Source organism: Marinobacter persicus (genome assembly GCF_002934325.1).
Lineage (GTDB): Bacteria > Pseudomonadota > Gammaproteobacteria > Pseudomonadales > Oleiphilaceae > Marinobacter > Marinobacter persicus_A.
The window spans coordinates 123421-136045 of sequence record NZ_PTIV01000004.1; the positions used below are offsets into that span (position 1 = coordinate 123421).

Genomic DNA, 12625 nt, shown 5'->3' on the forward strand with positions numbered 1-12625 from the left:
GGCTCTCAGGACGTACCAGCTAACCGCTGTTTAAGTTTCGGTTCCAACGATACCGGGCTCCATTTCCAGCGCCACCCCGAATCTCTCCTGCACCGACGCCCTTATATCCCTGGCGAGCGCCAGGATATCCCGGCCAGACCCGCCGGAATGGTTAATCAGAACCAGAGCCTGGCGATCGTGCACCCCGACCCGTTCGTTGCGGAAACCTTTCCAGCCGGCCTGGTCAATCAACCAGCCCGCCGCCAGCTTCACGCCCTGCTCCACCGGATAGGACACAAGCCCGGGAAAGCGCGCCTGCAGTTGTTGGTAATCGGCCTGGGACACCACCGGATTCTTGAAAAAACTGCCCGCGTTGGGCAATACCGATGGGTCCGGCAGCTTTTCCTGGCGCACGGCCATCACCGCCTGGGCCACCGCCAAAGGCGTCAACTCGGCATCTCTGGAAGGCAAACGGGCCTGAAGGTCGCCATACCCCAGCCGGAAAGGCGCCGAGCGGGAAAGCCGCAACCGGATTTCAACAATAATGTACCGGCCGGGTTCGTGCTTAAATCGACTGTCCCGGTAGCCAAAGCAGCAGTCGGCCGCCGTCAGGGTGACCAGCTGACCAGAAGAACGGTCCAGGGCGGTGAGTGATTCCAGGGTGTCGCACAGCTCCACGCCGTAGGCACCAATATTCTGCACCGGAGCCGCGCCGGCGGTGCCGGGGATCAGCGCCAGATTCTCGATGCCCCGGTAACCGGCACGGGCCGCAAACAACACGGCTTCGTGCCAATTCTCACCCGCTTTCAGAACCAGCATGGCCTGATCGTCATCCAGAGGCTCAAGCTGACGCCCTTTCATGGCCATGTGCAGGACCAATCCCGGGAAGTGATCGACAAACACCAGGTTGCTGCCACCGCCCAATACCTGCAGCGGCACATTATGCTTTTCGGCCCACGCCAGGGCGTGATTCAGATCGTCAACCGAATGAACGTTGATGAGGTAGCTGGCCGAGGCGTGCACCCGAAGGCTATTCAGATCAACGAGATCGACCTGTTCACAGGGAGAGCAGGCCGGCTTCAAGCCAAACGCTCCCGGATCTCCCGCAGCAGGCCCTCACTGGCCTGCTCAATCAGATCCAGCACCTGGTCAAAACCATCCTCGCCACCGTAATACGGATCGGGCACTTCCATGGCGTCGGCACTGGCAAAGCTGAGGAACAGCTGTGGCTCGGTACCGCCGTTCTGGTGCCACATATCCCGCACATCTGCGAGATTGGCGCGATCCATGGTCAGAATATAATCAAACCGGTCCAGATCCTCCGGCTCAATCTGCCTGGCCCGTAAACCACTAAGATCCACGCCACGCCGGGCAGCGGCCGCGGTCGCCCGGGCATCCGGCTTCTTGCCAATGTGCCAGTGGCCCGTGCCGCAGGAATCGATTTCAAGCGTACTCAACAGCCCTTCACGTTCCGCCAACTGGCGAAACACACCTTCGGCACTCGGTGACCGGCAGATGTTGCCCAGGCAGACAAACAATATACGGATTTTCTGCTCAGACACCGCGGCCCCCGGCTTCCATCAATGCACGAACACGAATCAGGTCCGCCTCGGTATCAATACCCGGTGCCGGTGGGCGCTCGGCGATGTCCACGTGAATCTGGGCACCATTGTAGAGAGCCCGCAACTGCTCCAGGGATTCGATCTGTTCGGTTGGCGCCGGTGGCCATTGCACAAACTGGCTCAGGACGCTGGCCCGATAACCATAGATGCCGATATGGCGGAAATAGCCGATATTGTCCGGCAGGTCGAGCTCGTCGGGATGGGCGCCTTGCGGCCACAAATCCCTGGCCCAGGGAATCGGGGACCGGCTGAAATAGTGGGCCATGCCACGGGCATCACAGACCACCTTAACGACGTTGGGATTGAACACGTGGTGCACGTCGTGAAGGCGCTCGCACAGGGTGGCAATCGACGCTTCCGGGTACTGCTCCAGGTTTTCAGCCACCTGGTTGATCAAGGCGGGCGGAATCAGTGGCTCATCGCCCTGAACATTCACGACCCGATGGTCCGGTTCCAGATCCAGCTTGCGGGCCACTTCTTCCAGCCGGTCGGTACCACTGGCATGGTAGGGCGACGTCATCACGACCTCGGCATCAAACTGACGACAGGCCTCTTCAATGCGAGCATCGTCAGTCGCAATCACCACCCTTGCTGCCCGGCTCTCTCCTGCACGCTCGAAAACATGCTGGATCATCGGCTTGCCGGCAATGTCCGCCAATGGTTTCCCCGGCAGGCGACTGGAGGCGTAGCGGGCAGGAATGACAACCGTAAATGACATACTTGATAACCTTTGTACGATCAGTGTTTATCCAGACGTTCGTCCGTGGTCAGGGTGCGGGCTTCGCCTGACAGCATCACCGGAATACCTTCACGAATGGGGAAGGCCATTGCGTCCTGGTAGCAAATCAGTTCGGTACGGGCGTCATTAAGCTTCAGCTCGCCCTTGCACACCGGGCAGGCCAGCATAGCCAACAGTTTCTTATCCATGTTTCGGTCTCTCTGTCTCGTGATGCACGGAGCGGTCAGAACAGGCGGCCAGCCGTTCCAGGAAATGTTGTTCAAAAGGTTCCGACAGTTTGGCCTCCACCGTCAACATCCAGGCGTTGTCGGGGGCAAATCCCCTGCACTTCACCGCATCCTTGGCGGTCATGACCAGCCATTCGCCACGGTGAAAGCCCAGGTCCTCGGGGCGAAAATGGTGGTGGTCGGGGAAAGGCTTTTCCGTCACCCGGGCGCCCAGATTTTTCAGGGCATCGAAGAATCGGGTGGGGTTGCCAATACCCGCCACCGCTCGAACGCCCCGGTTGTGCAGGGCCTCTGGAGGCAGAGTATCGCCGGAATTGATATTGACCAGTGCCGACGGCTCAAGCGCCATGGCGTGGATATCCTCATGGGTCACGCCGGCAAACCGGGCGATTGACTGGCCCGATTCGGGAAAGGGCTCGCCATTCAGAATAACGAAATCCACGGTGTTCAGACGATCCAGCGGCTCACGTAATGGGCCGACCGGAATCAGGGCGCCGTTTCCGACCCCGCGCCTAGCATCGAATACTGCCAGCTCCAAGTCTCGGGGCAGACGGTAATGCTGCATGCCATCATCGCAAATCAGAATATCGCCCAACTGCTTTTCGATGGCATGGTGAGCACCCCGAAGGCGATCCGGGTCCACCACCACCGGGCAGCCGGTGGCCAATGACAACATCAGCGGCTCATCACCACAGACACCGGCAGGCGTGCCTTCTGTTACTTCCAGGGGATACTCTTCGCTTTTACCGCCATACCCCCGGCTCAGAATCACCGGCCGCCAGCCCTGCTCTTTCATTAACTGGACCAGCCGGGCGGTCAACGGCGATTTGCCAGTACCGCCGGCCGTAATATTGCCGACCACCACCACCGGGACCGGCAACGGCTGTGCTGCTTCACGCAGGGCCTTTTTACGCTTTGATTCCGCAACGGCACGATAAAGCCAGGTAAGCGGCGTCAGTGGCGCCAGGGGGCGGCCGTGGCCGTACCAGAGCGTTTCAACCAGGTCCTTACTCATGCGTGTTCACTGAACTGAATCTGGTGCAACTGGGCGTACGCCCCTTCCTGGGCCAGCAGTTCCTCGTGCGTACCGGACTCAACAATACGGCCGTTGTCCATCACCAGAATGCGATCGGCCTTCTCAATGGTCGACAGGCGGTGCGCAATCACCAGCGTGGTCCGCCCCTTCATAACAGTCTCCAGCGCTTCCTGAATATGGCGCTCGGATTCCGTATCCAGGGCAGACGTGGCCTCGTCCAGGACCAGGACAGGCGCATCTTTGAGGATGGCTCGGGCAATGGCCAGTCGCTGGCGTTGGCCACCGGACAGCATCAGGCCATTGTCGCCAATCAGGGTGTCCATCCCCTCGGGCATGCGATCAATGAATTCCGAGGCATGGGCCTTTTCCGCCGCTTCCCGAATCTCTTCACGGGTACAGTGCCGGAGGGCACCGTAGGCAATATTGGCAGCGATGGTGTCATTGAACAGCACCACGTTCTGGTTGACCAACGCAATCTGGGCGCGCAGCGCGCTCAGGGAGTAGTCCTTCAGCGAATGGCCATCAATGCGGATATCGCCGCCGGTGTACTCATAGAACCGCGGCAGAAGACTGACCATCGTGGATTTGCCACTACCAGAGCGGCCCACCAGAGCCACACTCTGGCCTGCGGGAATGTCGAGCGTGATGTCGTCGAGTACGTTGTCCAGTTGATCCCGATAGCGGAACGACATCCGGTCAAACTCGATGTGTCCATCAACCCGCTCAGGAGCGTAGGTGCCTTCATCGTGCTCCGGCTCTTCGTCCATGGTCTCGAACACATCATACGCGGCAGCCACCCCTTTCTGGATTTTGGAGTGTACTGAAGTCACCTGACGGATGGGCTTGGCCATGGTGGTAGCAGCGGTAATGAAGGCCACTAATTCACCCGTGGACATTTCGCCCCGGATTTCCGGCGACAGCATCGTCCACACCAACGCTGCAATAGCTATAGCCACCAACACCTGGATTACCGGAACACTGATGGCCTGAGTGGAAGCCATCTTGAGGCTCTGCTTCAGGTTGCGGGCACTGACATCACGAAAACGGTCCCGCTCATAGTCTTCGCCACCAAAGGTCCGCACCACCCGGTACCCGCTGATGGATTCAGACGCTACATGGGTAATGTCGCCCATGGAGCCCTGGATGCGCTGGCTGATGCGACGAAATCGCTTGCTGGCGTAGTTCACCACCAAACCAATAATCGGGCCCACAATCAGGAACACCAGTGTCAGCTTCCAGTTGGTGTAGATCATGAAGCTCAGAAGGCCAATAATGGTGAGACCTTCACGCAACGTGATGGTGACCGCATTTGTGGTGGCTTCCGCCACCTGTTCCACGTTGAAGGTCAGTTTGGACACCAGCCGACCGGCGGCGTTGTTGTCAAAATAACGGGAAGGCAGGGTCATCAGTCGGTCAAAGACGTCGTTTCGCAAGGCGTTGATCACGTTGCGCCCCACGTAGCTGATGAAATACTGGCTGAAGAACGTGCCCATCCCCCGCAGGGCAAAGACACCAACAATCATACCGGTCAGCAGGATCCGGTTTTCGGCGGTCGGATTCTCGATAGCGGCAATGACATACTCCATCGCCGCCGCCATACCGGTGGACGCCGCGGCGTAGATAACATTGCCAAGAACCGCCAGCGAAAACGCCAGCCAGAAGGGCTTTACGTATCGCAGCAGCCGCTTGTAGGTTTCCCAACCGCTGGTTGGCGGCGCCTTTAATGGCTCCGGCCTTGCATTCATCACGGGCTTTCAGCCTCTCGTTCGGTGGTTATGCTCAGTTTCGCGAATCCGAGGCGACCGGCAACGTCCATGGCTCTGACGACAAACTCGTGAGGAGTACGGGCATCGGCGGTAATAATGAACGGCAGGGTGTTATCCCCTTCCGCCAGTTCCCGAACGCCCCGCTCCAGGGTTTCGCGGCGATTGTTGACCAGTGTCCTGTCATTGAGGATGTACTGGCCATCGGCGTTGATCACCACATCAATCTGTTGCACTTCTGCAGGCGATGCCGGCTCACCACTGGCTTCCGGCAGTTCAACCTGCAGGTGGCTTTCCCGGGTGAAGGTGGTGGACACCATGAAAAAAATCAGCAGCAGGAAGACCACATCGATCAGTGGTGTCAGGTCGACCCCGACCTCCTTGCTTCTCTGGCGTTTGAACTTCACGACGTTCAGGCTCCTTCGACGTCGATTTCGCGGTCACCATGGACCACTTCAACCAGCTTGATGGCTTCCTGCTCCATATTCACCACCAGCTCATCCACGCGGCGGATGAAATAACGGTGAGCAATCAGGGCGGGAATGGCGACACTCAGACCGGCGGCCGTGGTGATCAGAGCCTCGGAAATGCCCCCGGCCAGGTTGCCGGCGTTGCCAACGCCCGCCAACTGGATCTCGGCGAAAACCTTGATCATGCCGATAACGGTACCCAGCAGACCCAGCAATGGCGTGATGGTGGCGATCGTCCCAAGCGGATTCAGGAAACGTTCAAGCTGATGGATAACCTGGCTGGCTTCCTGCTCGATGCTTTCCTTCATGATTTCCCGGCCATGCTTGGCGTTCATCAGGCCGCCCGCCAGCACTTGCCCGAGTGGAGATGATGCCTGGAGCGCTTTCAGCTTTTTGCTGTTCAGCTCCTTCTTCTTGATCCAGCGCCAGAGTTCAGTCACGGACTGGGACGGTGCAACCCTGGATACCCGCAAGGACCAGAACCGCTCCAGGATAATGGCCAGAGCCAGAATGGAACAGGCAACAATGGGCACCATCAGGATGCCACCAGCTTTCAGAAGCTCGAACACGCTTGATCTCCCTGATTAATAACGAGCGGGCGCTACTTTAGCATAGGAGCATCACCAGGCCACACCCGCATCGTCACGGGATCTGACATTGATCACGCGCGAGGCCAGCACCACCAATCCAAAAGGGCGAAAAATGCCGGCGTTCGTGGATGACCGGACCTTCGCCATTAAAGGTTATGGAAATCTCTCCCGAACAGGCCGTGTTGAGGGCCTGCGCGCCGGCGTCACGGTAACGCCGCGTCACCTCGGGATGGGGATGACCATATCGGTGCTGATAACCGGCCGTGTATATCACCTCGTCAGGCGCCATGGCACGAATCCAATCAGGGGACGAGGAGGTCCTGCTGCCATGGTGTGGCGCCACTACCCACTGTTGAGCACGCCGCTCAGCCAGCCTTCGATGAACGCCAGCTTCCAGCATTTCTCGCTCCACCGCTTTGGTGATATCGCCCGTCAGCCACAGACTGGTTCCAGAGCCCGGGTGATACACCTCCAGAACGCAGGAGGCGGCGTTGCCCTCGTCAGCCACAGAGGAATGCCAGAAATTCAACGCCAGCCCCGCCCAATACCGGACACCATCCGGACAAGGCTGGATGCGGGCTGCCACAACAGAGTCGAGGTTTTCAGCAATCGCCTGAGCCTCGCCACTGAACCATCGCCCTATCTCCAGGCTTTGCAACAACAGCGACAGGCCTCCGGCATGATCGTTGTCGCCATGACTAACCACCAGGTCATCGATACGGCGGACACCCCGGGCCTCCAGGCCAGGAATCAGCACCGATTCGACTGACGAATACACACCCTCCACACCCGGGCCCGTGTCGTATATGAGTACCCGGCTTTCAGAACGCACCAGAACCGACAACCCCTGCCCGACATCCCAGATTACCACCTCCGGAACGGGCACCGGCAGATTGGCCCGGGCCGGCGTATCCCAGATCACCAACCCGCCCCAGACCAACACTACCAACATTGTCAGCGTCCGAAACCAGGCCATCGGGAACCGCAACGCGAGAAGCACGCAAACGGCCAGCAGACCCACCAATAAACCGGGCGGGTCTGCCAGGGACGGCAACGACAGGGATTGAACGAGCTGCAACCAGGACCAAAGAACGCCAAGGACCAGATCAAAGACTGACATCACCCCATTGAGCACAGGCGCGCCCAACAGCACACCCAATAAGACACCCGCAAACAGGAGCGGCATGACCACCAGCGACAACCAGGGAATCGCCACCAGGTTGGCAACCATACCCGCCAGGGGCTGTTGTTGACCGAGTTCCGTCAGTATTGGCCACAGGCCCGCGAAAATGGCGAGTTGGGCAATGACCAGGCCTTTCAACCAGCCGGGAGCCGAGAACCGGCCGGCGAAGGCCAAAAGCAACACCGTCACGGCACCGAACGAGAGCCAGAAGCCCTGGTCCAGTGGCGCGAACGGATCTAACGCCAAAACCAGGGTCAACGCCAGCAGGTACGGTCGCCAGGGACTGGTTTCCCGGGCAAGTAACAGGTACCAGCCGCCAATCCCCACCATGATCAGCGCCCGGCGCGTTGGCACCCCAAACCCTGCCAGCAGGGCATAGAGAAAGCAGGCACCAACCACCAGGCAGAATGTCCAGAGACGAATGCGATGCTCCGGCAACCAGACTACTGGCAGCAATAACAATAACTTGCGAACACTCACACCAACCGCCAGGGCGAGCAACCCCAGGTGCAGACCGGAAATGGCGACGAGATGAATCGTGCCGGTCGCCTTCAGGGTCTGCCAATGCTCATCGGTCAGGTAGTTTCGATTGCCAATCAACAGAGACGCAATCAGTGGGTAGTATTCGGCCTCGCGGAAACGCTCATGAACCACTTGAGCCACCTGCCGATACCGCTGATGGTAATGGCATACCCACCCACAGGTTATGCCCGGCGCAGCGGCAATATCGCGAATGCTGCCCGTCGCCCGGATGCCGTTGCGAAAAAGCCAGTCCTCGTAGCGGAATCCGGCGCTGTTGAGATTGCCATGGGGGCGTTTAAGCACCACGTCCAAACGCAGCCGATGATCCGGCAGCTCCCTGCCCTCACGACCATACCAGGCCAGCCGAAGTTTCTGCGGTCGGGGGATTGAAGGGGCGGCGCTCTGCTCATCCAGCCAGCCGGTCACGCAAAAATCAAAACGCAGACTATCGAAACTCCCGGGGCTGGGCAGGCTGCACAGGTACCCCGAAACGCCGACCGTACGCCCCTGCTCGGACTCACCCAGCTTTTGATCCAGGCGGTGGAAGCTGCTCCAGCCAGCCCACAGGAGGCCCACCAGGAAACAGCACAGCAATGCGGGAGCCAAATGGCGCCGGGAAGGGAGGCGAGACCACCACCAGATAGCGGCTGCCAGCATTGCTACTGCCAACCACCACACAGAGGCTGGCCATAGCGCCAATCTATACAGTAAGATGACGCCGGAACAAAACGCGATGAGGTAAGCGTTGCCCGGTGCCCTCAGGCGGGGCACCCGCAGGCGAGCGCTGATTCGGGACATTCCTTGTCCTCCGTTGTTTTTGGCCGGTGATCCCAACCACCGGTTATCACCTGACTCAGATCACAGGCCGGATATTTAATGCCGAAGAAGTTCATGAAGCGGTATTTGCCGACTCCGGAAAAGGTGCAGTCGATTCGCTCACTGCACTTTCTCGGTGATGTTCTTCATGAACCCAACTTGTGGCACATCAATCGGCACTGCGTCGCCAGGGCCTTCCTGGTTGGCGTCTGGTTCTGCTTTATTCCCATGCCGTTCCAGATGATTGCCGCCGCGTTCTTCGCCATTTGGTTCAATGCCAACCTTCCGCTATCCGTCGTCCTGGTCTGGATCAGCAACCCCCTCACCATGCCGCCGATGTTCTATTTTAATTACCGTATTGGCGCCTGGATTCTGGATCGCCCGCTATTGGCCTTCGAATTCGAACTGTCCCTGCCCTGGCTCAGCCACCGGCTGGTGGATATCGGGATTCCGCTTTACCTGGGGTCGCTGATTGTCGCGACCGTCGCTGCCTGCGTTGCCTACCTGGCCATCCAGTACCTGTGGCGCCGCAAAATACGAAACGACTGGCGCTCGCGCCGGATGACCCGACTCAAGCAAACCCGCGGTTCCTATACTTCCTGAACCAGCCTTCCCTGCTCAAGACGCAACACCCGGCCCAGGCTGCGGGCCATGGTCATATCGTGGGTCACCATGACAAACGCTGTACCTGACTGATCGCGCAAATCCTCAATCAAGGCTCGAACGCCTTCACCCGTCTGCTCATCCAGGTTCCCGGTGGGTTCATCCATCAGCACGCATTGAGGGTCGTTTACAAGGGCGCGGGCAATGGCCACCCGCTGCCGCTCGCCGCCTGAAAGCTCCGCCGGTTTGTGCTCCAGCCGCTCGGCCAGCCCCACCCGGACCAGCAGGCTTTTTGCCTTCTCTTTTGCCTGGGCCGGCTTCATGCCTGCCAGGGCACAGGGCATCATCACATTTTCCAGCGCGGAAAACTCCGGCAACAAATGGTGGAACTGATAGACAAACCCCAGATGACCACTGCGGAATTTCGCGCGGCCCGCTTCCGAGAGCCGGTGAATATCCTGGCCACAAATCCGGATATGGCCCGAGGACGGACGGTCCAGTCCGCCCAACAGGTTTAGCAGGGTAGTCTTGCCCGCGCCGCTGCTACCAACAATGGCCACCGTTTCACCCGGCCGCACCTGCAGAGAGATGTCGGAGAAAATAGTGAGCTTTTCCGGCCCCTCGGTGTAGGTGCGGGTCACCTCACGACAGTCAATCACCGCCGGGGTGGCATCCTGCTCCTGATGACGATCACTCATAACGCAACGCCTCCGCCGGTTCGACCCGCGATGCCCGCCAGGCCGGATAGATGGTAGCCAGCAGGCTCATGACCAGACCGGCGCCACTGATAATAAACACATCGTTCCATTGCAGCTGGGAAGGCAGGTAGCTGATGAAATAGACATCGGCGCTGAGGAACTTGTGGCCCAACAATCCCTCCACCCAGGAAATAATGTCGCTCACATACCAGGCACCAAGCACCCCCAGGGTGGTACCCACCAGCGTACCGAACACACCGATCACCGCACCCTGGACAATGAAAATTCGCATCACCTTGCCTGGTGTCGCGCCCATGGTCCTGAGGATGGCAATATCGGCGGTCTTGTCGGTCACCACCATCACCAAGGTGGATACGATGTTGAAGGCGGCCACTGCCACAATAAACATTAATAGAAGACCGATCATGGTCTTTTCCATGCGGATGGCCTGGAACAGGTTGCCGTGGGTTCGGGTCCAGTCGGAAACGTAGTAACGACCGTCCAGGGTTCTGGCAACCTCACGGGCAACGGCGGGTGCGGCAAACAGGTCGTCCACCAGCAGCCGGATGCCCTCGGCTCGGCCACCGGTGCGCATCAGCCGGGCCGCATCGTCCATGTGTACCAGCGCGTAGTTGCCATCCAGCTCCGCGCCAACACTAAAGATGCCCTTCACGGTAAAGCGCTTGAGCCGTGGTAATACCCCGGCCGGAGTGACCGAAGCTTCTGGCAACACCACCGTCAACCGATCACCGATCCCCAGCCGCAAGCTGTTGGCCATCAACTGACCGATAATAATGCCAAACTCACCGGATTTGAGGTCACCCAGTGATCCCTGAACAAAATGATCCTCGATGATCGAGACCGAGGCTTCTTCTTCCGGCAATACGCCGTTGAGCATCACCCCCCGGACATTGCCGCCTCCCGTGACCATGCCCTGGCCCCGAATAAACGGTGAGGCAGCTTCTACGCGAGGATGTTCCTGTACCAGCGCATCCACCCGCCGCCAGTCCTCCAGCGGGCCATTCGCCCCCTGGATCGTAGCGTGCGGCACCATGCCAAGAATGCGTTGCTTAAGCTCACGGTCAAAACCGTTCATCACCGAAAGCACGATGATCAGGACGGCAACACCGAGCATCAAGCCGATTATGGATGTCAGGGAGATAAAGGAAATGAAGTGATTGCGGCGTTTGGCCGCCGTGTACCGCAAGCCAATGTATAGCGATAAGGGTCTAAACATAAAGAGAGGTGCCTGTTGCTACCTTCGGGTCTGTCGTGTCTGGAAACTGCTAAACTGTCTTCACTGAATCAACAACCAAAAGAATCCAACCGGAGATAGGATGCCAGGCACCGAAAATACTGCCCCACCCACCCCGCAGTCCGGCGACCGCCGGGAGTTTTTCCGTATAAATGATCGTATTGGTCTGGAAATTCGTCGACTGGAGGGCGATCAGGACATTGACACCGATCCCTTCAACGATTCACCGGAAGAGGCCCTCAAGGCCGAATTTCGCCGGCTTGATCAGGATGTCAAAAGCCACCTGGTCACTCTGGCCGAGCGTGACCGCTCCCTGGCAGGGCTGATTAAATCCCTGAACAGCAAAATCGACACGCTGGGCCGCATTATCGCCTTTGAGCAAAATCCCTTGCAACCGGAAGACTGGCAGGATGTGACCCTGAGCGAAGGCGGCCTGTCCTTTTCCGCCATACCCCGCGCCTGGGAAAAAGGCGACACCATGGCCCTGCGAATGACCTTGCCACCGGAACTCTATCAACCCCAGGCCATCGCCGAGGTATCCGACCTTGAAGCTGACGACCGCGGCACCGTGCGGGTTCACACGGAGTTTACCCACATCGATGACAGCGATCGTCAACAAATTGCCCGTCATGTGATGCGGTGGCAAGTGCGCCAGAGACAAAAAGAATAAACTTCCCTCGGCCCTGCTTTTTTGTCAGGGTTTATGGGATATTACGTTTCATTCATACCCCACTGGATTCGATACAGACCCGGTATCAATGAGGAAGACTGCCATGCACAACAATGGAACCCGTTTTGCCACGCTGACCCTAACCCTTGCCTTGGGTCTGGGAATTGCCGGCCAGATTCAGGCTGAACAAGTGACTGTTCCGGTGGGAACCCAGGCTGACCGGAGCCACGCCAGCTTTCCGGAAAATGGCATGAGCCAGAAGGCCGTCGAGGAGCGCTGGGGGCCACCCCAGGAAATTCGCCAACCCGTCGGCCAACCACCCATTAGCCAGTGGCATTACCCGGACTTCATTGTCTATTTTGAAGGGGATACGGTGCTGCATACCGTGATGAAGCGCAGTCGGTAATCGCGTACTTTCGATACCTTTATTTTGAAGGCCAGGTACCTGACGC

General features: G+C 58.8%; 14 protein-coding genes. 3 read left to right on the top strand and 11 right to left on the bottom strand.

The genetic code is table 11. The features are described 5' to 3' along the window. Window positions 1-30 precede the first annotated feature (30 nt). The 9 genes from murB to BY454_RS03790 form a co-directional block, all read right to left on the bottom strand. Window positions 31-1062, bottom strand: a complete 1032-nt coding sequence (gene murB, locus BY454_RS03750) for a UDP-N-acetylmuramate dehydrogenase (RefSeq protein ID WP_104415264.1) — start codon at window positions 1060-1062, stop codon at window positions 31-33. After that, window positions 1059-1541: a low molecular weight protein-tyrosine-phosphatase gene (locus BY454_RS03755; protein WP_219820598.1), complete on the bottom strand. Its 483-nt coding sequence runs from the start codon at window positions 1539-1541 to the stop codon at window positions 1059-1061. The genes murB and BY454_RS03755 overlap by 4 nt, the downstream gene beginning before the upstream one ends. Beyond that, on the bottom strand, window positions 1534-2319 hold the full coding sequence (gene kdsB, locus BY454_RS03760; RefSeq protein ID WP_104415263.1) for a 3-deoxy-manno-octulosonate cytidylyltransferase: 786 nt from the start codon (window positions 2317-2319) through the stop codon (window positions 1534-1536). The genes BY454_RS03755 and kdsB overlap by 8 nt, the downstream gene beginning before the upstream one ends. A gap of 20 nt (window positions 2320-2339) precedes the next feature. Beyond that, on the bottom strand, window positions 2340-2528 hold the full coding sequence (locus tag BY454_RS03765; RefSeq protein ID WP_104415262.1) for a Trm112 family protein: 189 nt from the start codon (window positions 2526-2528) through the stop codon (window positions 2340-2342). After that, a complete protein-coding gene (gene lpxK / locus BY454_RS03770) occupies window positions 2521-3582 on the bottom strand; it encodes a tetraacyldisaccharide 4'-kinase (protein WP_104415261.1) in 1062 nt (353 codons plus the stop codon). The genes BY454_RS03765 and lpxK overlap by 8 nt, the downstream gene beginning before the upstream one ends. Then, the gene (msbA, locus tag BY454_RS03775; RefSeq protein ID WP_104415260.1) at window positions 3579-5348 is read right to left on the bottom strand and encodes a lipid A export permease/ATP-binding protein MsbA; all 1770 of its coding nucleotides are present in this window, start codon (window positions 5346-5348) and stop codon (window positions 3579-3581) included. Before msbA ends, lpxK begins: the two co-directional genes overlap by 4 nt. Then, window positions 5348-5773, bottom strand: coding sequence for an ExbD/TolR family protein (locus BY454_RS03780; protein WP_104415259.1), 426 nt, complete (start codon window positions 5771-5773; stop codon window positions 5348-5350). Before BY454_RS03780 ends, msbA begins: the two co-directional genes overlap by 1 nt. Window positions 5774-5778: 5 nt before the next feature. After that, a complete protein-coding gene (locus tag BY454_RS03785; protein WP_104415258.1) occupies window positions 5779-6405 on the bottom strand; it encodes a MotA/TolQ/ExbB proton channel family protein in 627 nt (208 codons plus the stop codon). 73 nt (window positions 6406-6478) lie between these two features. Then, window positions 6479-8929: a DNA internalization-related competence protein ComEC/Rec2 gene (locus BY454_RS03790; RefSeq protein WP_104415257.1), complete on the bottom strand. Its 2451-nt coding sequence runs from the start codon at window positions 8927-8929 to the stop codon at window positions 6479-6481. Between the two features lie 78 nt (window positions 8930-9007). Here BY454_RS03790 and BY454_RS03795 point away from each other — a divergent pair, with 78 nt between their 5' ends. Beyond that, window positions 9008-9550 (top strand): DUF2062 domain-containing protein, encoded by a 543-nt coding sequence (locus BY454_RS03795; protein WP_104415256.1) that lies wholly within the window; start codon window positions 9008-9010, stop codon window positions 9548-9550. Here BY454_RS03795 and BY454_RS03800 read toward each other — a convergent pair. Together BY454_RS03800 and BY454_RS03805 are read right to left on the bottom strand one after the other, a co-directional pair. Then, window positions 9538-10248 (bottom strand): ABC transporter ATP-binding protein, encoded by a 711-nt coding sequence (locus BY454_RS03800; protein ID WP_104415255.1) that lies wholly within the window; start codon window positions 10246-10248, stop codon window positions 9538-9540. The genes BY454_RS03795 and BY454_RS03800 overlap by 13 nt on opposite strands. Beyond that, the gene (locus BY454_RS03805) at window positions 10241-11485 is read right to left on the bottom strand and encodes a lipoprotein-releasing ABC transporter permease subunit (RefSeq protein WP_104415254.1); all 1245 of its coding nucleotides are present in this window, start codon (window positions 11483-11485) and stop codon (window positions 10241-10243) included. The genes BY454_RS03800 and BY454_RS03805 overlap by 8 nt, the downstream gene beginning before the upstream one ends. Before the next feature lie 100 nt (window positions 11486-11585). Here BY454_RS03805 and BY454_RS03810 point away from each other — a divergent pair, with 100 nt between their 5' ends. Both BY454_RS03810 and BY454_RS03815 read left to right on the top strand, forming a co-directional pair. Continuing rightward, window positions 11586-12173 (top strand): PilZ domain-containing protein, encoded by a 588-nt coding sequence (locus BY454_RS03810; RefSeq protein ID WP_104415253.1) that lies wholly within the window; start codon window positions 11586-11588, stop codon window positions 12171-12173. A gap of 103 nt (window positions 12174-12276) precedes the next feature. Then, window positions 12277-12579 (top strand): hypothetical protein, encoded by a 303-nt coding sequence (locus BY454_RS03815; protein WP_258075555.1) that lies wholly within the window; start codon window positions 12277-12279, stop codon window positions 12577-12579. Window positions 12580-12625 lie beyond the last annotated feature (46 nt).